Genomic DNA, 22,264 nt, shown 5'->3' on the forward strand with positions numbered 1-22,264 from the left:
GCATCGTCATGGCCAAACCTGGATTTCGCCTCGCGTTGTTTGCCACCTTGCTGGCGCTGATCGTCGTGCTGCTCGGCGCCTACACCCGCCTGACCCACGCCGGCCTCGGTTGCCCGGACTGGCCCGGCTGCTACGGTTTTATCAGCGTGCCGCAAAGCGAGGCCCAGTTGGCCCATGCGCAATTGCATTTCCCCGACACGCCGGTTGAGGCCGACAAAGGGTGGGCGGAGATGACCCATCGCTACTTCGCCGGCACCTTGGGCGTGCTGATCGTGCTGCTGGCAGCGCGCTCTTGGAGTCATCGGCGCGACCCGGGCCAGCCGGTCAAATTGCCGCTGTTTCTGCTGGCCGTGGTGTTTGCCCAGGCGGCGTTTGGCATGTGGACGGTGACGCTCAAGCTGTGGCCGCAAGTGGTGACGGGCCATCTGCTGGGCGGCTTTGCCACCGTGAGCCTGTTGTTTTTGCTGACCTTGCGTCTGTCTGGCGTGCTGCCCGCGTTGATCGTGCCCAGGCGCCTGCAATATTGGGCCACCGCTGGGCTGGTGCTGGTGATCGGGCAGATCGCGCTGGGCGGTTGGGTCAGCTCCAACTACGCGGCTGTCGCCTGTGTCGACTTACCCACTTGTCATGGCGAATGGTGGCCGGCGGCAGACTTTGCCAATGGCTTTCACCTGACCCAGCACATCGGCCCGAATTACCTCGGCGGCCAACTCGACAGCGAAGCGCGCACCGCGATCCACCTGACCCACCGCATCGGCGCAATCATCGTTACCCTGGTCCTGCTGGGGCTTGCCTGGCAGTTGCGTGCAGTGGGCATGACGCGTCTGGCGGGCTTGTTGCTGATCGCCCTCGCCGCGCAAATCTGCCTGGGCTTGAGCAATGTAGCGCTCGGCCTGCCGCTGGCTGTGGCGGTCGGGCATAACGCGGGCGGCGCAGGCTTGCTGCTCACCCTGGTGCTGGTCAATTACCACGCCCGTACCAGCCTGGTGCGGGTGCGCAATCAGGTCCCGTTCGGCTGGCGCTTTATCCCGCGCAAACACGTATCGGGCCTCATCACCCTTAAAGGAGAGATGCCATGGCGACCTTGATCGGCGCGCGTCGCGATCAGGCAATCTGGCGTGACTACCTGGAGCTGACCAAGCCGAAAGTGGTGGTGTTGATGCTCATCACCTCCCTGGTGGGCATGTTCCTCGCCACCCGCGCCGGGGTGCCGTGGGCAGTGCTGGTATTTGGCAACCTGGGCATTGCCCTGTGCGCGGGCGGCGCGGCGGCGGTCAACCATGTGGTGGATCGGCGCATCGATGCGGTGATGGCGCGCACTCACAAGCGGCCGCTGGCGCAGGGCCGCGTGTCGCCGATTGCGGCGCTGGCCTTTGCATTGTTTCTGGCTGTTGCAGGCTTGGGCCTGTTGCTGGCGTTCACCAATGCCCTGGCGGCGTGGCTGACCTTGGCCTCGCTGCTCGGCTACGCCGTGATCTACACCGGGTTTCTCAAGCGCGCGACGCCGCAGAATATCGTTATCGGCGGCCTGGCCGGCGCCGCGCCGCCATTGCTGGGTTGGGTTGCCGTCACTGGCCATATCAGCGCCGAACCGCTGCTGCTGGTGCTGATCATCTTCGCCTGGACCCCGCCACACTTCTGGGCCCTGGCCATCCACCGCAAAGAGGAATACGCCAAGGCCGACATCCCGATGTTGCCGGTGACCCACGGCGAGCACTACACCAAGGTGCATATCCTGCTCTACACCTTTGCCCTGCTGGCGGTGAGCCTGATGCCCTACGTGATCCATATGAGCGGCCCGCTGTACCTGGCGTGTGCGCTGGGATTGGGCGGGCGCTTTCTGCAATGGGCCTGGGTGTTGTACCGTGGCGGTCGGCCGCACGCGGCGATCAACACGTTCAAGTACTCTATCTGGTACTTGTTGCTGCTGTTTATCGCCCTGCTCGTAGACCACTACTTATTGTTGAACCTATGACTCGAACTCAAAAAACCGTCTTCATCCTGGTGGCCATTGTCGCGTTGATCATGGGCCTGACCGTCAACAAAGTGCTCAGCGGCAAAGGCCAGGGCGACCCCACCGCGCTGATCGACGCGGGCATCATCCTGCTGCCGCAAAGCCGCCAACTGCCGCCAGTGACCATGACCAATCAGGACGGCCAGCCGGTGCTGGTCAATGAGTTGAAAGGCAAGTGGAGCCTGCTGTTCTTCGGCTACACCTTCTGCCCGGACATCTGCCCGACCACTCTCGCCCAGTTGCGCCAGATCAAGAGTGAACTGCCCAAGGACGCTGTGGATAAGTTGCAAGTGATCCTGGTCAGCGTCGACCCGCATCGCGACACGCCGACTCAGCTCAAGCAGTACCTGGGCTATTTCGACCCGCAATTCGTGGGCCTGACTGGCGCGAATGTGGAGGAGGTGCAGAAGGTGTCGAATGCAGTGAGCATTCCGTTTATTCCGGCGGATACCAGCAAGCCGAACTACACCGTTGATCACAGCGGCAACCTGGCGCTGATCGGCCCGGATGGGACGCAGCGTGGATTTATTCGTGCGCCGTTGAACAACCAGAAGCTGGTGGCGCAGTTGCCGGGGTTGTTGCAGCGCAAGTAGATGCACAGCAAAACAAATGTGGGAGGGGGGCAAGTCGAATCGTCGCACCGCCCTCCCACATTTTTTGATCTCCGGTGAATTGGAGATCGGGTAGATCAGAACGCCGGCTTGATCGCGCCTTGGTACTTCTCTTCGATGAATTTCTTCACTTCAGGCGTGTGCAGGGCGGCAACCAGCTTCTTCACCGCGTCCGAATCCTTGTTGTCTTCGCGGGTGACCAGGATGTTCACGTAAGGCGAGTCGTTGCCTTCGATGACCAGTGCGTCCTTGGATGGGTCCAGCTTGGCTTCCAGGGCGTAGTTGGTGTTGATCAGTGCCAGGTCGACCTGGGTCAGCACGCGTGGCAGCGTGGCGGCTTCCAGTTCGCGGAATTTCAGCTTTTTATCGTTCTGGGTGATGTCCTTGATGGTCGACAGGATGTTCGTCGGGTCCTTCAGGGCAATCAGGCCGCTCTTGGCCAGCAGCAACAGCGCACGGCCGCCGTTGGTGGCGTCGTTCGGGATCACTACGTTGGCGCCGCTTGGCAGCTCGGCCAGGGTCTTGTACTTGCTGGAGTAAGCGCCCAGGGGTTCGAGGTGCACCGCGCCAACGCTCACCAGGTGAGTGCCCTTGGCTTTGTTGAATTCATCCAGGTACGGCTGGTGCTGGAAGAAGTTGGCGTCCAGGCGCTTTTCAGCCACTTGTACGTTGGGCTGCACGTAGTCGGTGAAGACTTTGACCTGCAGGTCCACGCCTTCTTTGGCCAGGACAGGTTTCACGAATTCCAGAATTTGCGCGTGCGGCACCGGCGAGGCAGCGACCGTAATGGTCTCGGCGTGAGCGGAAAACGCAGCAACGGCGGCGAAAGCAACCAGTAGTTTTTTCATCCAACAAGCTCCTTGTTCGGGCATGTGCCGGCTTTCGGCCGGCAATGGCCGTTATTTTCGAGAAAAGTGCACCACCAGCCGGTCGCCGACGGTTTGCAGAATTTGCACCAGGATCAACAGCATCACCACGGTGACCACCATCACATCGGTCTGGAAACGCTGATAACCAAAACGAATCGCCAGGTCACCCAGGCCACCAGCACCGACCACACCGGCCATTGCCGTGTAGGACACCAGTGTAATCGCCGTCACCGTAATCGCCGCGAAGATGCCGGGGCGAGCTTCAGGCAGCAGCGCATTGGTGATGATCTGCCGGGTGGTGGCGCCCATTGACTGGGTGGCTTCGATGATGCCGCGGTCCACTTCGCGCAGGGCGGTTTCCACCAATCGTGCAAAGAACGGCGTAGCGCCTACGACCAGCGGCGGGATCGCGCCTGCCACACCCAGTGAGGTGCCGGTGATCAGTACGGTGAACGGGATCATCACGATGAGCAGGATGATGAACGGCAGCGAACGCAGGATGTTCACGATCAGCGACAGCAGCGCGTACAGGCCTTTTTGCTCGAACAGCTGGCGCGGACTGGTCAGGAACAGCAGCACGCCCAACGGCAGGCCCAGCAGCACAGTGAAGAACAGCGAGCCGAACAGCATGATCATGGTATCGCCGGTGGCGAGCCAGATTTCCGACCAGTCGATATTGGCGAAGAAACTCATCAGGACTTCCATTAGCGCAGCACCTCCATGTGGACGTCTGCGGCGGTGAAGCGGGCGAAGGCCGCTTCCATGTCACCGCCGGTGACGGCGAGGGTCAGTTGCCCATAAGGGATGTCTTTGATGCGGTCGATACGACCGGCAAGGATGCTGTAGTCCACCCCCGTTTCACGGGCGACGGTGCCCAGCAGCGGCGCGTAGGTCGCGTCGCCCTGGAACGTCAGGCGCACGATGCGGCCCGGTACGTGGGCGAAGTCATCGCGCTGCTCACCTTCATCGACCTGCTCGGCTTCTTGTACAAAGCGTTTAGTGGTCGGGTGCTTGGGGTGCAGGAATACGTCGGCCACCGAGCCTTGCTCGACGATCACGCCGGCGTCCATCACCGCCACTTGGTCGCATACGCGGCGGATCACGTCCATTTCATGGGTGATCAGCACGATGGTCAGCTTCAACTCGCGGTTGATCTCGGCCAGCAATTGCAACACCGATGCGGTGGTCTGCGGGTCGAGGGCGCTGGTGGCTTCGTCGCACAGCAGGATCTTTGGCTTGGTCGCCAGGGCGCGGGCAATACCGACGCGCTGTTTCTGGCCGCCGGACAACTGCGCCGGGTATTTCCTGGCGTGGTCCGACAGGCCGACGCGGGCCAGCAGTTCAGCCACGCGCAGGTCGATGTCCTTGCGCGACAGCTCGCCGGCCAGGGTCAGTGGCAGCGCGACATTATCGGCGACGGTCTTGGACGCCAGCAGGTTGAAGTGCTGGAAGATCATCCCGACCTGCTGACGGAAACGGCGCAGGCCATTGGCGTCCAGGGCGGTGACTTCTTCGCCGTCCACCGTGATCTGGCCGCCGCTGGGTTCTTCCAGGCGGTTGATCAGGCGCAGCAGGGTACTTTTACCCGCACCCGAGTGGCCGATCAGGCCAAACACCTGGCCGTTCTCGACGCGCAGGCTGGTGGGGTGCAGGGCGGGGATATCCTTACCGGCGACGCGGTAGGTTTTATGGACGTTTTGAAACTCGATCACGTAGCGAACCTTGTGGGGCGCATTGAAAAGGGATCAGCGGTTAGCCGGGCGCGCATTTTAGCCTGTCCGTCTAGTGTTTCTTAGCATTTATTTCGCATCCGACCTGCGATTTGGCAATAACGCGATCAAAGGTCATAAAAAAGGAACGGCCCAAAACACCATCAGTCACTACTTAAGCAACTCGATTTCCCAGGTGCCGTGCCTGGGGTTTTGCTCAAACGAGCCGGGGACCGCTCTGGCCACTTTGAATAAGGAGTTTTGACTGATGAGTACCAAGAAGCCAGTTGCCCCGCCGAAGAGTGAACTCGCGGGTACCGACACGCTGGACCGTGGTAACACCAACGCCAAATTACACAGCTTGGAACAGTTTCGCTCAGACGCCACGGGCCAAGCCCTGCGCACCAACCAGGGCGTGAAGATTTCCGACAACCAGAACAGCTTGAAGGTCGGCGCGCGCGGGCCTTCGCTGCTGGAAGATTTCATCATGCGTGAAAAGATCACGCACTTTGACCATGAGCGCATCCCGGAGCGCATCGTCCACGCCCGCGGTACCGGCGCTCATGGTTACTTCCAAACCTATGAAAACCATTCGGCGCTGACCAAGGCTGGTTTCCTACGCGACCCAGGGCATAAAACCCCGGTATTCGTGCGTTTTTCCACCGTGCAGGGCCCGCGTGGTTCCGGCGATACGGTGCGTGACGTGCGCGGTTTTGCGGTGAAGTTCTTCACCGACGAAGGCAACTTCGACCTGGTGGGCAACAACATGCCGGTGTTCTTCATCCAGGACGCGATCAAGTTTCCGGACTTTGTGCACGCGGTCAAACCCGAGCCGCACAACGAGATTCCTACCGGCGGCTCGGCCCACGATACCTTCTGGGATTTTGTTTCGCTGCAGCCGGAGTCGGCGCATATGGTGATCTGGGCCATGTCCGACCGTGCGATTCCAAAAAACCTGCGCAGCATGCAGGGGTTTGGGGTGCACACCTTTCGCTTTATCAACGCCAAGGGTGAGTCCAATTTCGTCAAATTCCACTGGCGCCCTACGGTGGGTACCTGCTCCCTGGTGTGGGACGAAGCGCAAAAGCTTGCAGGTAAAGACACTGACTACCACCGTCGCGACCTGTGGGAGTCCATTGAAGGCGGCGATTATCCAGAGTGGGAGCTGGGTGTGCAGGTGATTCCGGAAGACAAGGAGCATGCCTTCGACTTCGACATCCTCGACCCCACCAAGCTGATTCCCGAAGAGTTGGTACCGATCACGCCGCTGGGCAAGATGGTGCTCAACCGCAACCCGGATAACTTCTTTGCCGAGGTCGAGCAGGTTGCGTTTTGCCCGGGTCATATCGTGCCGGGGATCGATTTTTCCAATGACCCGTTGCTGCAAGGTCGGCTGTTTTCCTACACCGATACGCAGATCAGCCGGCTGGGTGGCCCGAACTTTCATGAGCTGCCGATCAACCGGCCAGTGGCGCCGTTTCACAATGGCCAGCGCGATGCCATGCACCGCATCACCGTGGATAAAGGGCGTGCTGCGTACGAGCCGAACTCGATTGATGGCGGTTGGCCGAAAGAAACCCCGCCCGCGGCCGAGGACGGTGGCTTTGAGTCTTATCACGAGCGTATCGACGCGCATAAAGTGCGTGAGCGCAGCGAGTCGTTCGGCGATCACTTCTCTCAGGCGCGCTTGTTTTTCCACAGCATGAGCAAGCACGAGCAGGAGCACATCATCGCGGCCTACAGCTTCGAGTTGGGCAAGGTGGAGCGTGAGTTCATTCGTGCGCGCCAGGTTAATGAGATCCTGGCCAATATCGACCTGGAGTTGGCCAAGCGCGTGGCGCAAAACCTGGGTTTGCCGGTGCCGAAGAAAGGCACAGTGGCGCAGCGTGAGGCGTCGTTGTCACGCTCGCCTGCATTGAGCCAGGCCAACCTGTTGTCCGGCGACATCAAGACGCGCAAGGTGGCGATTCTGGCTGCGAACGGTGTGGATGGTGCCGCGATTGCTGCCTTGAAGAAGGCGCTGGAAGCCGTAGGCGCGCAGGCCAAATTGCTGGGGCCGACGTCGGCACCGGTGACCACGGCAGATGGCAAGAGTTTGGCGGTGGATGCGTCGATGGAGGGTTTGCCGTCGGTGGCGTTTGACGCGGTGTTTATCCCTGGCGGGAAAGAGTCGGTGAAGGCGCTCAGCGGTGACGGCGTGGCATTGCATTACGTGTTGGAGGCGTACAAGCACCTCAAGGCGATTGCGGTTGCCAGTGATGTGAAGCCGCTGCTGGACCAGCTCAAACTTGAAGCGGATGCGGGGCTGATCGTTGGCTCGGATGCGAAAGCGTTCAAGGCGTTTTTTGCCGCGATTGCTCAGCATCGGGTTTGGGATCGTGAGCCGAAGGCTAAAGCGATTGCGGCTTAAGTTTTTGGTTGGTTGTTAGATTGCTATCGGGGGCAAGTCGCACCGCCCCCGATAGCCTTATTGCGCCTTGCGCGGAATTAAAACCACCTGCGCCGGAATCCTCTTCAGGATCTGCCGGTGAATCGTCAGTTCGTACGCCGAATCAATGCGTTTCACCCGTTTGGTCAGGAGCGTGGCCAGCCACGGGTAGTCCTCGGTGCGCGGCGCCTGGATGCTCACATCACACTGGTAGTTCACCACGTCGGTGGCGATCGCATCCAACTGATGGCGCAGTTCTTCGATGTCCGTGAGGTTCAGCGCCACCGTGGTGCTGGGCGCTGCCGGGTCGATGACCTTGGCCGCAGGCTTGGCTTCGGCGGCTTTGAGGGCCTCTTCGGCTTTATCGAGCTCGGCTTTGCGTGCATGGGTAATCGCGCTGTTGACGCCGCCGGTCAGCGCCGGTGCCTTGGGCATCAGCGCACGGGCGCGGCTCAGGGCGGTGGCGGCGGCGTTGACGTCACCCTTTTGCAGCACGATCTGGCTGCGCTGCAGGTAGGCTTCGGCCAATTGGCGCTGGTAAGGCTCCAGCGTTGCATCGTTGGGCGACTGGGCCTGCAACGCGGCAAGCTGGTCTTCGGCGGTGGCCAGCTCGCTGCTGGCCAGGTTTTGTTCCAGCTGCGCGATGGCCGCAGCACGCGGGTCCGGGGCCTCAGGGGCGGCGGGCGGTGTACTTTGGCAGGCGCCCAGCAGCAGGGAAAATGCGGCAAGGAGCAGATAACGGGAGGTGAACAGCTTCATTCCTGCGACTCTCTATTTGCGCAAAAAGCGAGCAAGTCTACACCCCTCGACGGGGCAGGACAAAACTCAGCAGAAACAGGGCGGCGGCCGCGACCACAATCGATGGCCCGGCCGGCGTGTCCTTGAACCACGACAACGCCAGGCCCCCGCAGACTGCGAACATCCCCAGCAGGCTGGCGCCGATTGCCATCTGCTCCGGTGAGCGGGCGTGACGTTGGGCGGCGGCTGCGGGAATGATCAACAGCGACGTGATCAACAATACGCCGACAATCTTCATCGCGACAGCGATCACCACGGCGATCAACAGCATCAGGGCCATGCGCAGGGCTGATACGGGCAAGCCTTCGACCTTCGCCAACTCTTCATGCACCGTGATTGCCAGCAACGGGCGCCACAGCACTACCAGCAGTGCCAACACAGCGGCGCTGCCGCCGAGAATCCAGGCAAGATCGGTGGGGCTGATCGCCAGCAGGTCGCCGAACAGATAGGCCATCAGGTCGATGCGCACTTCATGCATGAAGCTCAGCACCACCAGGCCCAGGGACAGCGTGCTCGGTGCCAGGATGCCCAGCAGGGTGTCCGAGGCCAGCGGCTGGCGCTGTTGCAGGGTCACCAGCAACACCGCCAGCAGCAGGCAGCCCACGGTTACGGCAATGGTCGGGCTCACATCCAGCAAAAAGCCCATGGCCACGCCCAACAGCGCCGCATGGGACAAGGTGTCACCAAAGTACGCCATGCGCCGCCAGACCACGAACGAGCCCAATGGGCCCGCTACCAGCGCCAAAGCCAAGCCTGCCAGCAGGGCGTAGAGCAGAAAATCAGCCATGCTTGCAGCTATCTCCATGAACGTGGGTATGAGGTGCCGCGGGGTCGTCAACGACGGCGCCATGCAGGTCATGGGCGTGGTCGTGATGGTGGTGGTAGATCGCCAGGCTCTGGGCGTTCTTGCCGAACAACTCGACAAACGCCGGGTCGCCGCTGACCTGTTCCGGGTGGCCAGAGCAGCACACGTGACGGTTGAGGCACACCACTTGGTCGGTGGTGCTCATCACCAGGTGCAAGTCGTGGGAGACCATCAGCACGCCGCAACCGTGACGGTCGCGCAGGCGGGTGATCAGGCTGTACAGCTCGGCCTGGCCAGCGACGTCGACACCTTGCACGGGCTCATCGAGCACCAGCAGTTGCGGCTCGCGCAACAGGGCGCGGGCCAGCAGTACGCGCTGCATTTCACCGCCGGAGATGCTTTGCACCGGGCTGTCGATCACCTGTTCGGCCCCGACTTCCTTGAGTGCCGCTTGCGCACGGGCGCGATCCACCCCCGGCACCAGGCGCAGGAAGCGCAGCACGGAGAGCGGCAAGGTCGGGTCGACATGCAGCTTTTGCGGCATATAGCCGACGCGCAGCTTGGGCTTGCGCCACACGCTGCCGCTGTCGGGCTTGAGCAGGCCGAGCACGGCGCGTACCAGGGTGGTCTTGCCGGCGCCGTTGGGGCCGATCAAGGTAACGATCTGCCCCGGCTCCACGCTCAGTGCGATGTTGTCCAGCACCTGTTGCCCGGCGAACGTGACCCCAACCTGTTCCAGGCGGATTAACGCGTTGCTCATCAAGCCCCCTGGCAGCCCGAGCACAGGCCGACCACTTCGACCGTTTGCCCTTCGACCTTGAAGCCAACGTCGGCGGAGCTCTTGATGATCGCGTCGCTGATGCTTTTTTGCTCAAGCTCGATGGCGGCGTGGCACTCGCGGCAGATCAGGAACTGGCCCTGATGCGCATGCTCCGGGTGGTTGCAGCCAACAAAGGCGTTGAGCGAGGCGATACGGTGCACCAGGCCGTTTTCCAACAGGAAATCCAGCGCGCGGTACACAGTCGGCGGCGCGGCGCGGCGGCCGTCCTGCTCGCTGAGTACGCCGAGGATGTCGTAGGCACCCAGCGGCTTGTGGCTCTGCCACACCAGCTCCAGCACGCGCCGACGCAAAGCGGTCAGTCGCAGGCCTTTCTGCGCACACAGGGTGTCGGCCTCCGACAGCGCGGTATGCACGCAGTGAGAGTGGTCGTGGGGACGGCTGGCAAGCGGTGTTTTAGGCATGAGCGGCGACAGATATTTGATAGAGACGTTATTATGTTACCCGTTCCTACGCCATTGAGTGGTCATCGTGTCCCGACTTTTTCCCGTTTTTGTCGTATTTGTCGCCAGTTTGTTCATGGCTGGCGCCGCTCAGGCCGAGGTCAAGGTGCTGACCAGCATCAAGCCACTGCAGTTGATTGCCGCCGCGGTACAGGACGGCGTGGCGGTTCCGCAGGTGTTGCTGCCCCCCGGTGCGTCGCCGCATAACTTTGCGTTGCGTCCATCCGACGTACGGCGCGTGCAGTCGGTGGACCTGCTGTACTGGATCGGGCCGGACATGGAGACTTTCCTGCCTCGCGTACTCAAAGGTCGTACAGCGACGACGGTAGCCGTGCAGGATTTGCCAGGCATGAAATTGCGCCGTTTCGGCGAAGATAGCCACTCTCATGCCGATGATGCCGACGAACATGATCACGATCACCGCCCAGGCAGCGTGGATGCGCACTTGTGGCTGTCCACGGTGAATGCGCGGGTGATCGCCGCGCGCATGGCCGCCGACCTCAGCGCCGCTGATCCGCAGAACGCCGAACGTTATCAAAGCAATGTGAAAGCCTTCGACGGCCGCCTGGATGCGTTGGATGCGCGCCTGAAAAAGCGCATGGCAAGTATCGGCGACAAACCTTACTTCGTGTTCCACGAAGCCTTTGACTACTTCGAAGATGCCTACGGGCTCAAGCACACCGGCGTATTCAGCGTGGCCGCCGAAGTGCAGCCCGGCGCCCAGCATGTGGCAGCCATGCGTACGCGTTTGCAGGAAGTGGGCAAGACCTGTGTGTTCAGCGAGCCGCCGTTGCGTCCGCGTTTGGCCGAGACGCTGGTGGCCGGGTTGCCGGTGAAGTTGGCGGAACTGGATGCGTTGGGTGGCTACACCCCGGCCACGGCACAGGGCTATGAGCAGGTGCTGGAGAAATTAGGCAACGACCTGGCCGGGTGCCTGGAGTCGCTCTAAGCCGCTCTGGGGGCCAAATGTGGGAGGGGCCAAGCCCCCTCCCACATTTTTTGCCCTGGCAGGTCTTCAGAGCGCGAACGGCAGTTGGATTGTGATCTGCTGGCGTTGTACCAGCCGATGCTCGAACTCGGCGGGATCGTGAATCAACACATCCTGGCCGGCAAACGACTCAGCGGCGATCAGGCGTGACAGCCAGAACCGCACGCACGCCACGCGCAACATGGTCGGCCATAGCTCGGCTTCCTTCGCGGTAAACGGTCGCAGCCCGGCGTAGGCGCCCAACAATGCACGGGCGCGTTGCCCGTCGATCACACCATTGTCATCCGAGCACCAGTCATTCAGCGCGATGGCCACGTCGTACAGCATCGGGCCCGAGCAGGCGTTGTAGAAGTCGATCAAGCCTGTCAGGTGCGTGCCTTCGAACATCGCGTTGTCACGGAACAGATCGGCGTGGACGTTGGCACGCGGCAGCGCGAGGATGTGTGCCTTGTGCGCGGTGATTTCATCCAGCGCATCCTGCAGCAGTCGCTGCTGTGCTGGGTTCAGGTGCGAGATCAACTGCGCGCCTTCGCTGAGCATCCACTCCAGCCCGCGATCAGTCTTGCGCTCCAGCACCTTCTCGCCTTGGGTGGCCAGGTGCAGGTGGCCAAGCAACTCGCCCACCTGGGCGCAATGCTGGGCGTTGGCTTCCTTGATGTGCTTGCCGGCCAGGCGCGGTTGCAGCAGCGCCGGCTTGCCCTTCAACTCGCGCAACGCCACGCCGTCGGTGGTGCGCAAGGCGTAAGGTACGGGCAGGTCGGCGTCGTGGAGCACGTCGAGCAGCTCGATGAAGAACGGCATCTCGGCGACCGGGCCGCGCTCAACCAGGGTCAGGACGAACTCGCCCTGTTCCAGGCTGATAAAGAAATTGGTGTTTTCGCTACCGGCAGCAATCCCCTGGAAATCAAGCAGGCGGCCGAGCCCGTAAGGGGCGAGAAAGGTTTCCAGCTCGGGCCGAGCCAGGGGGGTGAACACAGACATGGTTAAAACTGCCAGTACGGGCGCCGCAGGGTGCGGCGCCAATTGAAGTTAAGAAATCATTTCCATTCGAAGATCTTCCATGACGGGATCAGCATATCCGGCTGGTCAGAGCGGATGAAGTTCGCGTCGGTTCCGTCCGCGCGTACCAGGAAATACGGTGGAGCGCCTTTCGGGGTGACCTTGATTGCGTACAGGAAGCCGTTTTGGCGGTATTCCTGGATGGTCTTGTCGCCTTCCGTGCGAATGGTCACTTCCGGGTCGCCCGAAGGGGCGCTGTCTGCCGCCAAGGCAGCCATCGGAGCGAGTGCAATCAAGCCAGTGAACAGCAGGCGATTGAATGTACGCATGATAACCTTGTCCCTTTGTTTTCATTGGTCCGGCTATTCTAGCGCCTGACCCGCCGAAAAGGTTGATCCTGCTCATGAGCCAAGCACCCCTCGTCCTGGTGGACGGTTCTTCTTACCTGTACCGCGCCTTCCACGCGCTGCCACCGCTGACCACTTCCAAAGGCCTGCCGACCGGTGCGGTCAAGGGCGTGTTGAACATGCTCAAAAGCCTGCGCAAGCAGTACCCGGACAGCCCCTTCGCGGTGGTGTTCGACGCCAAGGGTGGGACTTTTCGCGATGACATGTACGCCGAATACAAGGCCAACCGCCCGAGCATGCCCGATGACATGCGCGTGCAGATCGAGCCGCTGCACCAGAGTGTGATCGCCCTGGGCTTCCCGCTGCTGTGTGTCGAAGGCGTCGAGGCCGATGACGTGATCGGCACGCTGGCCCGCAGCAGTGCGGCCGCTGACCGCCCGGTGGTGATCTCCACCGGTGACAAGGACATGGCGCAGCTCGTCGACGGGCACATTACCTTGGTCAACACCATGACCGGTAGCGCTATGGACGTGGACGGCGTAAAGGAGAAATTTGGCGTCGCTCCGGAGCAGATCATCGACTATCTGGCGTTGATGGGCGATTCGTCCGACAACATCCCGGGCGTTCCGGGTATTGGCCCCAAGACCGCTTCCGGCTTGCTGGTGGGCGTGAATGGCGGCCTCAAAGAGCTTTATGAGCAGTTGGACATTGTGCCGACCCTGCCGATTCGAGGCGCCAAGACGCTGCCGGCCAAGCTCGAAGAGCACAAGGAGATGGCGTTCCTTTCCTACCAATTGGCGACGATCAAGATTGATGTGCCACTGAATGTGGGTCTGGACGATTTGCACCTGATTGAACCGGACCGCGAGAAGCTGCTGGAGCTTTACACCGTGCTGGAGTTCAAGAGCTGGATTGACGAGATCCAGCGCGATGCCAAGCGGGTCGATCTGAAGGCCGCGCCTGTTGCTGAGGCAGCCGTTGAACCCGCAGCGCCTGTAGAAGCGTCCTACACCACGATCCTTGACCAAGCCACGTTCGACCTCTGGCTGAAGAAGCTCAACGACGCGAAGTTGTTCGCGTTCGACACCGAAACCACCGGGATCGACGCTCAACAGGCGCAATTGGTGGGGGTATCCTTCGCCGTGCAGCCTCATGAAGCGGCCTACATCCCGCTGACGCATTCCTACATTGGCGCGCCGGAACAACTGGATCGTGACACCGTATTGCTGGCCTTGAAGCCACTGCTGGAAGATCCGAGCAAACTCAAGGTCGGCCAGCACGCCAAGTTCGACATGAACATCCTGGCCAACTGCGCCATCGGCGGCGACCCGGCAAACGGCATTACCGTGCGTGGCATCGCGTTCGATACGATGCTTGAATCCTACGTGCTGAACTCCACCGCGACGCGCCATGACATGGACAGCCTCGCCAAGAAGTACCTGGACTACGACACGGTCGGCTTCCAGGACATCGCCGGCAAAGGCGCCAAGCAGCTGACGTTTGACCAGATCGCACTTGAGCAAGCCGGCCCGTACGCAGCTGAAGATGCCGATGTGACCTTGCGTTTGCACCAGGCGCTGCACGCGCAACTGGCCGCTATCCCGAGCCTGGCCAGCGTGCTGACCAACATCGAAATACCGCTGGTGCCGGTGCTGGCGCGCATTGAGCGCCAAGGCGCACTGGTGGATGCGAAGTTGCTCGGCGTTCAGAGCATCGAGCTGGGCAACAAGATGGTTGAGTTGGAGCGCCAGGCGTTCGAGATCGCCGGTGAGGAGTTCAACCTGGGCTCGCCCAAGCAACTTGGGGCGATTCTCTACGAAAAGCTGGGCATGCCGGTGCTAAAGAAGACGGGCAAGGGCCAGGCGTCTACCGCCGAAGAAGTGCTGGCCAAACTGGCCGAAGATGACTATCCGCTGCCCAAGGTGCTGATGCAGTACCGCAGCATGAGCAAGCTGAAAAGTACCTACACAGACCGCCTGCCGGAGCAGATCAATCTGCGCACCGGGCGTGTCCACACGTCTTATCATCAGGCAGTGGCGGCAACTGGCCGCTTGTCTTCCAGCGACCCGAACCTGCAGAACATTCCCGTGCGCACGGCCGAAGGGCGGCGGATTCGTCAGGCATTCGTAGCGCCCAAGGGCTACAAGCTGTTGGCGGCGGACTATTCGCAGATCGAACTGCGGATCATGGCGCACTTGTCGAAGGACGAGGGGTTGATGAAGGCCTTTCGCGACGACCTGGACGTGCACACCGCCACGGCGGCCGAGGTGTTTAAAGTTGAATTGGCTGATGTCACGTCCAACCAGCGGCGCAGTGCCAAGGCGATTAACTTTGGCCTGATCTATGGCATGGGTGCGCAGAAGCTCGGCAAGGACATTGGCGTCGATACCAAGACGGCCAAGGCCTATATCGATGTGTATTTCGCCCGCTACCCAGGGGTTCGCGAGTACATGGAGCGCACTCGCGCCCAGGCTGCCGATCAGGGCTACGTAGAAACCTTCTTTGGTCGCCGGCTGTATTTGCCGGATATCAACTCCAATAAACCGCAGGAGCGCGCGGCCGCAGAACGCACCGCGATCAATGCGCCAATGCAGGGCACGGCCGCAGACATCATCAAGAAAGCCATGGTGTTGGTGGATAACTGGCTGGCCGACTCGGGCCTGGATGCCAAGGTGATCCTGCAGGTGCACGACGAATTGGTGCTGGAGGTGCGTGAAGACCTGGTCGCGCAAGTCAGCGAGAAGGTTCGCGAACACATGAGCGCGGCGGCACAGTTGGATGTGCCCTTGGTGGTTGACGTAGGCGTGGGCGATAACTGGGACGAAGCCCACTGATTTCGCTGCTTTGCCACCTCTTCGCGGGGTGGCAAAGCGCTTTATATCGGAAACCGCCGTCGGTTATTTCCAATAGATTTTCGATCCTGCCGGAACTTAACCCGTGAATCGCTACTCAGAGTTACTGAATGGGTGGTGAAGCCCTTCAATGCTCCTATGTTGTGTTAAGTGTTGGCAGATATCTGGACCCCGCCCTAGCGGTCCGGAACTTGAACCCCGAACTTCCCCTCCCCATACGAAGTCCGGGGTTTTTTTTGCCTGCAGAAAAGTTACTCGGCGATTTCCGCGCCCTTGTCCGCCAATTCCATCCAGCCCGCCAGTACCGTGTAGGCGTCTTCCAGGCCCAGGCGCTTAGGCGCTGAGAACAGCTGGATAGTGATCGCATCGCCCCAACCCTTGCGGATTTCGGCCTGCACTTTGAGTAACGTGTTCTTGGCCGCGCCGTAGGTGAGCTTGTCGGCTTTGGTCAGCAGGATATGCATCGGCATGCCGCTGGCGACGGCCCAGTCGAGCATCAACAGGTCGAAGTCGGTCATTGGATGACGGATGTCCATCATCAGAATCAACCCTTTCAAACTCTCCCGGCCACCCAGGTATGCCTCCAGGTGACGCTGCCAGTGCAGCTTCAGCGGGATGGGTACTTTTGCATAACCGTAGCCCGGCAGGTCGACCAGACGCCGATCATCGTCTAGCTTGAAGAAATTGAGCAGTTGCGTGCGGCCCGGAGTTTTCGAGGTGCGCGCGAGGCTGGCGTGGGTCAGGGTGTTCAGCGCGCTGGACTTACCGGCGTTGGAACGGCCGGCAAAGGCGACTTCAAAGCCCTCGTCATCGGGGCATTGGTCCACTTTGGCGGCGCTGAGCATGAAGGTGGACTGTTGGCACAGGCCGAGGATGGGATTCTTGAGTTGCATGAGATTTCCGATGTGGGCGGTGCCGAGAAAGGGTGCGGCAAGCGGTGTCGTTTCCGTTTCAGTAGCGCCAGTATATAATGCCGCAGATTTTGTGTGTGCTTTGTCCCAGCGAAGGATGAGGTACACGGGAGCGAAAGACCTTTATTGCGCATTAGAACGCAAAACGCTCTCAAACCCTGAAAAGGTCGATGTATGACCTGATGGTTGCTCGCTTTTGGTGCCCTGATCCGGTTTACGGCGCTCAGGCTACACAGGAATCGGAAGCGCTGTACAACCGAGTTTGCGTGGCCACGCTGGTGCAACACGTGGCCCAGGGTTTCAAGGCAATGCCGCCGCGTGGTTTGTGCATGGACTGCAGTACTGAGGATTACCAGGCCGTCATTGAGTTGATGGTGAGTAAACCCGGTAGATAACTCTTAAACCCTTAGCCGTAGTTGGATTAGCTGATGAACAAACTGATCGTGAGTCTGCTGTTGACCATGGGCATCACTGGCGCCGCCGTCGCTGCAGAGGGCCCCCTCAAGGGTGATGCCACTGCCGGTCAAGCGAAAGCCGCCGTATGTGGTGCTTGCCACGGCCCGGATGGCAACAGCCCGGCGCCGAACTTCCCCAAACTGGCCGGCCAGGGTGAGCGTTACCTGACCAAGCAGATGCAGGATATCAAGAGCGGCAAGCGCACGGTGCTGGAAATGACCGGCTTGTTGGCCAATACCAGCGATCAGGACATGGCGGATATCGCCGCGTATTTTGCCAAGCAGAAAGGCAGTGTGGGAGCTGCCGATCCTAAGTTGGTGGCCCGCGGCGAGAAGCTGTTTCGTGGCGGAGACCTGGAAAAAAGGATTCCGGCCTGCACCGGTTGCCATTCACCGAATGGCGCAGGTATCGAGGCCGCGGCCTTTCCTCACTTGAGCGGCCAGCACGCGCCCTACATCGCCAAGCAGTTGACCGATTTTCGCAAGGAAGAAGGTGGCCGGGCCAACGATGGGGACGCAATGATCATGCGTACCATCGCCCGCAAGCTGAGCGACGAAGACATTGCAGCCCTCTCCAGCTACATCCAGGGCCTGCACTAAGCGCCTGCAATGTTAACGCTCGATTAATCGCGCGATGCAAGCATAAAAAGGGTGGCCCAGGCCGCCCTTTTTTGTGGCCGGTGCCGTTACACTAACGAACTCATGCCCGCGCAGACCTGTCACACCTAAAGGTCGCGCGAGGCGACTTTATTTGTCCAGGAGTAAAGCATGCGTAATCTGATCCTCAGCGCCGCTCTCGTCACTGCCAGCCTCTTCGGCGTGACCGCACACGCTGCCGACGTACCGCTTGAAGCCGGTAAAACCTACGTGGAACTGGCCAACCCAGTCCCTGTTTCGGTACCAGGCAAGGTCGAAGTGGTGGAGCTGTTCTGGTACGGCTGCCCGCATTGCTACGCCTTTGAGCCGGTCATCAACCCTTGGGTCGAAAAGCTGCCTAAAGACGTCAACTTCAAACGCATCCCAGCCATGTTCGGCGGCCCGTGGGATGCCCACGGCCAACTGTTCCTGACCCTGGAAGCCATGGGCGTGGAGCACAAAGTCCACAACGCCGTGTTCAATGCGATCCAGAAAGAAGGCAAGCGCCTGACCAAGCCAGACGAAATGGCTGACTTCGTTGCCACCCAAGGTGTCGACAAGGACAAGTTCCTGGCCACCTTCAACTCCTTCGCTATCCAGGGCCAGATCAAGCAGGCCAAGGAGCTCGCGCAGAAGTACGGCGTACAAGGCGTACCGACCATGATCGTCAACGGCAAATACCGTTTCGACCTGGGCACTACCGGTGGTCCTGAGGCGACCCTCAACGTTGCTGACCAGTTGATCGCCAAAGAACGCGCAGCCAAGTAAGGGGCCCGTCATGCGCCGCTGGGGTACCGAACGCGTCGTTGGTCTGCATGATCCGCAGGTCAATGAACATCACCTGGAATCCACAGGTTTGCCGGCAGATAACCGCCTGCGCCTGCTGAGCTTCAATATCCAGGTGGGCAACAGTACCGAGAAGTACCGGCACTACCTCACCCGTGGCTGGCAGCACTTGCTGCCCCACAACGGGCGGGCCGGTAACCTGCAGAAGATCGGCGACCTGTTGAGCGATTTCGACCTCGTCGCCCTGCAGGAAGCCGACGGCGGCAGCCTGCGCTCCGGCTACATCAATCAGGTGGAGCATCTGGCCCATCTTGGGGCTTTCCCCTACTGGTATCAGCAGCTCAATCGCAACCTCGGGCGCCTGGCGCAGCACAGCAATGGCGTGCTCAGCCGTCTTAAGCCGACCGCCATCGAAGATCACCCATTGCCTGGCCCCAAGGGTCGTGGGGCGATCCTGGTGCGTTTTGGCGAAGGGCCGGAAGCCTTGGTGGTGGTGATGATGCACCTGGCGCTCGGTGGGCGTACGCGCAACCTGCAACTGGCCTACGTGCGCGAGTTGATTGGCAAATACAAGCATCAGGTACTGATGGGGGACATGAACACCCACGCCAATGACCTGCTGCTGAACTCCCCGTTGCGCGACCTCGGGCTACTGGCGCCGCAAGTCGAAGCCACGTTTCCCAGCTGGCGCCCGCAACGCTGTCTTGACCATATCCTGCTCAGCCCAAGCCTCACACTGGAACGTGTGCAGGTGCTGGCGCAGCCCATTTCCGATCACCTGCCGGTCGCGGTCGAGATTCGTCTGCCGGGTTCGCTCACGGCTGATGCATTACCCGCATTGAGCCCAGGCACCAGCGGACCCCTTGCATGAGCGACGACGCCCAGCGCTGGAAAGAAAAATACCTGCTAAGCATCGAGCAACAAGAAAAGCTCGAACGCCGTTGGGCTGCCCGCCTCGACCTGCTGCGCCGTGGGCTGGTGCGCAGTACGCTGGCGGCGGAAGGCACCGACCGCGCGGTTGACCAATGCATGAAGGAAATGCGCGATGTGGTGCGCACCGACGACATGGACGCCGCCCTCGCCGCCTTGCTGCCGCGCCTGGAAAAGGCCGTGCTGGATTCGGAGCAGCGTCGCGAAACCCGGGTCGAACAGATCGGCACCGCGTTGACCTCCCTGGTCACCCAATTGCAAAAGCTGCCGCTGCCCCGCGAAGTGGCGCGTCCATTGAAGACCTTTGCCAAGCAGTTGGACGGCCGCATCAGCCAGGCCCGTGAGATTCCCCTGTTGCTCAGCGAATTGAGCGGCCTGCAAGGGCAGGCGCTGAACAACCTGGAGCCGGACGCTGAGGCTGCACGCCCTGGAACGGGTTTGTTGCAGCGCCTGTTTGGTGCCAAGGAAGCCGCGAGCGAAGCCGTCGCCAGCGAACCGCTTGCCAACCCGGCGCCCCAGCCCGCTGTGCCCAAGCCCGCCGTCGAGCCTCAGGAACCCGAGCAATCCGATGAATTGGCGCAAGCGTTGAAGGCCTTCGCGCCACAGGCGCCAGAGCCGGCTGCCGTGGAACCTGAGCCCGCCAAGGCCGCCAGCGAAACGTTTGTGTATGAGGCGCCTGCGCAGAGAGTCGCAGAGCCTGCGCCTGTCGCCGAAGCTGTAGCGCTCGAGGAGCCAGCACCGCAGGTGGATGAGCCTGCAGCCGAAAGCGCCCTCGCCGCCTTTATCGAAACGCCGCCGGTTGCACTCGAGGCGCCGGATGAGACGGTGATCGGCAGCCTCTCGCTCCCACCTGTGCTGGAAGTCGAAGAGCTCGATCCCGACGAACTGCAAGCGGACGGCCCGTATTCCTTGCCGGACTCTCCAGAGCCGTCCTACAGCTCCGTGGCCAAGCATATCGAAGACACCCTGCTCGGCCTGCTGGAAGGGCTGGCGTTGCCCGAGCGCCATCGGCCCCAGGCCGAAGCCATGCGCGTGCGCCTTGCCCATGGTTTGAACTGGTACGAACTGCTGCCGATCCTCGACGACCTGGCGGTGCTGATGCTGGCGATCACCGACAGTGGTCAGCACGAGTTCGAGGCTTACCTGAAACAACTCAACGAGCGTCTGGAGGCTTTTCAGGGGCATCTGCAAGTGGCCAGCGACGGCCATGCCGACAGCCGCTCCGCCGCCAGGGAGCTGGACACGCAGATTCGCGAACAGGTCGACGGCCTGCAAAGCAGCGTGCAGGAAGCGGCGGACCTGGACAGCCTCAAGCACGTGCTGGAAAGCCATCTAGAAGGTTTGCTCGGCACCATGGACGAGCACCAGCAGCAACGTGACCAGCGCGAGCAGGAAGTGGCGGCGCGCTTGAAGGGGCTGGCCGAGCGGGTCGCCAATATGGAACAGGAAGCCCAAGGCTATCGCGAGCACTTGGAGGTACAGCGCCAGAAGGCCTTGATCGATCCACTCACCGGCTTGCCCAACCGGGCTGCCTGGAGCGAGCGCCTCGATCATGAGGTCAACGCCTGGCACCAGCACGGCAACAGCCTGTCGCTGGCGATGCTGGACCTGGACCACTTCAAGCGCATCAACGACGGCTACGGCCACCTGGCCGGTGACAAGGTGTTGAAGATCATCGCCAACGTGCTGCGCAAGCGCCTGCGCCCGAGCGACTTTATCGCGCGGTTTGGCGGTGAAGAGTTTGTGTTGCTGATGCCCAACTCATCTCTGCCGGACGCCCTCGGCGTAGGTGAAGTGCTGCGTGCTGCGATCGAGGCCTGCCCATTCCACTTCAAGGGCGAGCCGGTGACGATCACCGTATCCATGGGCGTGGCGCAATTCCAGCCGGGTGAGCGCAGTGACTTGGCGCTCAAGCGAGCGGATGAGGCGTTGTATCGAGCCAAGGCGGCGGGGCGCAATCAGGTGCAGGCGGCGTAAAAGATGTTCCATTTTGTAATTTGACCGCCGGGCTGTAGACGGTACGTTACACTGTTGCATTATCGTCTTCAGCGTACCGTCCTCCGCCATGAAATCCTTGTACTTCGCCTTTGTGCTTCTTCTGCTCGCCGGCTGCGCCAGTGGTCCCCGCCTGGACACTCGTCACCCATCGGTAAATCACGACAACCGCGTGCAGTTCGTGGTCGTCCACTACACCTCCACCAACCTTGAGCGATCCCTGGCCCTGTTGACCCATGGCGAGGTCAGTGCGCATTACCTGATTGGCGACGACGCCAGCGCCACCATCTACAAGCTGGTGGATGAAAGCCAGCGCGCCTGGCATGCGGGGGAAAGCGAGTGGATGGGGCGTACCTGGCTCAACTCCAGCTCCATCGGCATCGAAATTGTGAACCCTGGCTATAAGGACACGCCCACAGGCCGCCTGTGGTACCCGTACTCCGAGGCCCAGGTGAAATCGCTGGTGGTGTTGCTCAAGGACATCAGCAAGCGCAATGGCATCGACCCCAAGAACATCATCGGCCACAGCGATATCGCGCCACTGCGCAAGCTCGATCCGGGGCCGCTGTTCCCTTGGAAGCGCCTGGCCGACGAAGGCCTGGGTATATGGCCGGATGCCCAGGCCGTCGCGCGTTTCCAGGTGCAATATGCGGCTGAGTTGCCGAGCATTGCCTGGTTCCAGGAGGAGCTGGCGTTGCTCGGTTACCCGACGCCCCAGACTGGCGAGTTGGATGTCGCCACGCGCCATGTGATCGCGGCGTTCCAGATGCGCTTTCGGCCTGCCTTGTTCGTAGGCGAGCCGGATGCCGAAAGTGCTGCCATCCTGCGTGTCCTCAACCGGCACTAAGCT

21 protein-coding genes and 1 pseudogene are annotated in these 22,264 nt (G+C 61.1%); 12 read left to right on the forward strand and 10 right to left on the reverse strand.

Annotation, left to right across the window (positions count from 1 at the left end):
* Positions 1-8: 8 nt before the first annotated feature.
* From PspS35_RS00325 to PspS35_RS00335, 3 genes are read left to right on the forward strand one after another with little or no spacing between them, the layout of a single operon-like run.
* Positions 9-1,088: a COX15/CtaA family protein gene (locus PspS35_RS00325; RefSeq protein WP_159932276.1), complete on the forward strand. Its 1,080-nt coding sequence runs from the start codon at positions 9-11 to the stop codon at positions 1,086-1,088.
* Positions 1,076-1,975 (forward strand): heme o synthase, encoded by a 900-nt coding sequence (cyoE, locus tag PspS35_RS00330; protein ID WP_159932278.1) that lies wholly within the window; start codon positions 1,076-1,078, stop codon positions 1,973-1,975. The genes PspS35_RS00325 and cyoE overlap by 13 nt, the downstream gene beginning before the upstream one ends.
* Positions 1,972-2,607 (forward strand): SCO family protein, encoded by a 636-nt coding sequence (locus PspS35_RS00335; protein ID WP_159932280.1) that lies wholly within the window; start codon positions 1,972-1,974, stop codon positions 2,605-2,607. Before cyoE ends, PspS35_RS00335 begins: the two co-directional genes overlap by 4 nt.
* Positions 2,608-2,702: 95 nt before the next feature.
* Here PspS35_RS00335 and PspS35_RS00340 read toward each other — a convergent pair whose 3' ends face one another.
* Genes PspS35_RS00340 through PspS35_RS00350 form a run of 3 tightly spaced genes read right to left on the reverse strand, consistent with a single transcriptional unit; the run spans position 2,703 to position 5,206 of the window.
* A complete protein-coding gene (locus PspS35_RS00340) occupies positions 2,703-3,473 on the reverse strand; it encodes a MetQ/NlpA family ABC transporter substrate-binding protein (RefSeq protein WP_159932282.1) in 771 nt (256 codons plus the stop codon).
* Positions 3,474-3,524: 51 nt separating this feature from the next.
* A complete protein-coding gene (locus tag PspS35_RS00345; protein ID WP_159932284.1) occupies positions 3,525-4,199 on the reverse strand; it encodes a methionine ABC transporter permease in 675 nt (224 codons plus the stop codon).
* Positions 4,199-5,206, reverse strand: a complete 1,008-nt coding sequence (locus PspS35_RS00350) for a methionine ABC transporter ATP-binding protein (RefSeq protein WP_099586197.1) — start codon at positions 5,204-5,206, stop codon at positions 4,199-4,201. The genes PspS35_RS00345 and PspS35_RS00350 overlap by 1 nt, the downstream gene beginning before the upstream one ends.
* Before the next feature lie 265 nt (positions 5,207-5,471).
* Between PspS35_RS00350 and katE the strand changes: the two genes are divergently transcribed.
* A complete protein-coding gene (gene katE / locus PspS35_RS00355) occupies positions 5,472-7,613 on the forward strand; it encodes a catalase HPII (protein WP_159932286.1) in 2,142 nt (713 codons plus the stop codon).
* Positions 7,614-7,670: 57 nt separating this feature from the next.
* Here the strand turns inward: katE and PspS35_RS00360 are convergent, their stop codons facing one another.
* Genes PspS35_RS00360 through PspS35_RS00375 form a run of 4 tightly spaced genes read right to left on the reverse strand, consistent with a single transcriptional unit; the run spans position 7,671 to position 10,488 of the window.
* Positions 7,671-8,390 carry a PA5502 family lipoprotein gene (locus tag PspS35_RS00360; protein WP_159932288.1) on the reverse strand — a complete coding sequence of 240 codons (720 nt, stop codon included), beginning with the start codon at positions 8,388-8,390 and terminating at the stop codon, positions 7,671-7,673.
* A 37-nt stretch (positions 8,391-8,427) separates the two neighbouring features.
* The gene (znuB, locus tag PspS35_RS00365; RefSeq protein WP_159932290.1) at positions 8,428-9,216 is read right to left on the reverse strand and encodes a zinc ABC transporter permease subunit ZnuB; all 789 of its coding nucleotides are present in this window, start codon (positions 9,214-9,216) and stop codon (positions 8,428-8,430) included.
* Entirely contained in the window at positions 9,209-9,994 is a 786-nt protein-coding gene (gene znuC, locus PspS35_RS00370; RefSeq protein ID WP_159932292.1) for a zinc ABC transporter ATP-binding protein ZnuC, read from the reverse strand. Before znuC ends, znuB begins: the two co-directional genes overlap by 8 nt.
* Entirely contained in the window at positions 9,994-10,488 is a 495-nt protein-coding gene (locus PspS35_RS00375) for a Fur family transcriptional regulator (RefSeq protein ID WP_174244849.1), read from the reverse strand. Before PspS35_RS00375 ends, znuC begins: the two co-directional genes overlap by 1 nt.
* Before the next feature lie 46 nt (positions 10,489-10,534).
* Between PspS35_RS00375 and PspS35_RS00380 the strand changes: the two genes are divergently transcribed.
* Positions 10,535-11,464 carry a zinc ABC transporter substrate-binding protein gene (locus PspS35_RS00380; protein ID WP_159932293.1) on the forward strand — a complete coding sequence of 310 codons (930 nt, stop codon included), beginning with the start codon at positions 10,535-10,537 and terminating at the stop codon, positions 11,462-11,464.
* Between the two features lie 66 nt (positions 11,465-11,530).
* Here the strand turns inward: PspS35_RS00380 and PspS35_RS00385 are convergent, their stop codons facing one another.
* The gene (locus PspS35_RS00385) at positions 11,531-12,484 is read right to left on the reverse strand and encodes a homoserine kinase (RefSeq protein ID WP_159932294.1); all 954 of its coding nucleotides are present in this window, start codon (positions 12,482-12,484) and stop codon (positions 11,531-11,533) included.
* A gap of 56 nt (positions 12,485-12,540) precedes the next feature.
* Entirely contained in the window at positions 12,541-12,831 is a 291-nt protein-coding gene (locus PspS35_RS00390) for a DUF2782 domain-containing protein (protein ID WP_159932295.1), read from the reverse strand.
* A 74-nt stretch (positions 12,832-12,905) separates the two neighbouring features.
* Between PspS35_RS00390 and polA the strand changes: the two genes are divergently transcribed.
* Positions 12,906-15,683 carry a DNA polymerase I gene (gene polA, locus PspS35_RS00395; protein ID WP_159932296.1) on the forward strand — a complete coding sequence of 926 codons (2,778 nt, stop codon included), beginning with the start codon at positions 12,906-12,908 and terminating at the stop codon, positions 15,681-15,683.
* 269 nt (positions 15,684-15,952) lie between these two features.
* On the opposite strand, the gene yihA is transcribed toward polA, so the two are convergent.
* Entirely contained in the window at positions 15,953-16,594 is a 642-nt protein-coding gene (gene yihA, locus PspS35_RS00400; RefSeq protein ID WP_065891259.1) for a ribosome biogenesis GTP-binding protein YihA/YsxC, read from the reverse strand.
* 204 nt (positions 16,595-16,798) lie between these two features.
* On the opposite strand from yihA, the pseudogene PspS35_RS30165 reads away from it, so the two are divergent.
* From PspS35_RS30165 to PspS35_RS00425, 6 genes and pseudogenes are all read left to right on the forward strand, one after another.
* Positions 16,799-17,007 (forward strand): annotated as a pseudogene (locus PspS35_RS30165) (cytochrome).
* A 33-nt stretch (positions 17,008-17,040) separates the two neighbouring features.
* Positions 17,041-17,667, forward strand: coding sequence for a cytochrome c4 (locus tag PspS35_RS00405; RefSeq protein WP_159932297.1), 627 nt, complete (start codon positions 17,041-17,043; stop codon positions 17,665-17,667).
* 168 nt (positions 17,668-17,835) lie between these two features.
* On the forward strand, positions 17,836-18,471 hold the full coding sequence (gene dsbA / locus PspS35_RS00410; protein ID WP_159932298.1) for a thiol:disulfide interchange protein DsbA: 636 nt from the start codon (positions 17,836-17,838) through the stop codon (positions 18,469-18,471).
* 10 nt (positions 18,472-18,481) lie between these two features.
* The gene (locus PspS35_RS00415; RefSeq protein ID WP_159932299.1) at positions 18,482-19,360 is read left to right on the forward strand and encodes an endonuclease/exonuclease/phosphatase family protein; all 879 of its coding nucleotides are present in this window, start codon (positions 18,482-18,484) and stop codon (positions 19,358-19,360) included.
* On the forward strand, positions 19,357-21,396 hold the full coding sequence (locus PspS35_RS00420; protein ID WP_159932300.1) for a GGDEF domain-containing protein: 2,040 nt from the start codon (positions 19,357-19,359) through the stop codon (positions 21,394-21,396). Before PspS35_RS00415 ends, PspS35_RS00420 begins: the two co-directional genes overlap by 4 nt.
* An 88-nt stretch (positions 21,397-21,484) precedes the next feature.
* Positions 21,485-22,261 carry an N-acetylmuramoyl-L-alanine amidase gene (locus PspS35_RS00425; RefSeq protein ID WP_159932301.1) on the forward strand — a complete coding sequence of 259 codons (777 nt, stop codon included), beginning with the start codon at positions 21,485-21,487 and terminating at the stop codon, positions 22,259-22,261.
* Positions 22,262-22,264 lie beyond the last annotated feature (3 nt).

This window comes from Pseudomonas sp. S35, from assembly GCF_009866765.1.
Taxonomy (GTDB): domain Bacteria; phylum Pseudomonadota; class Gammaproteobacteria; order Pseudomonadales; family Pseudomonadaceae; genus Aquipseudomonas.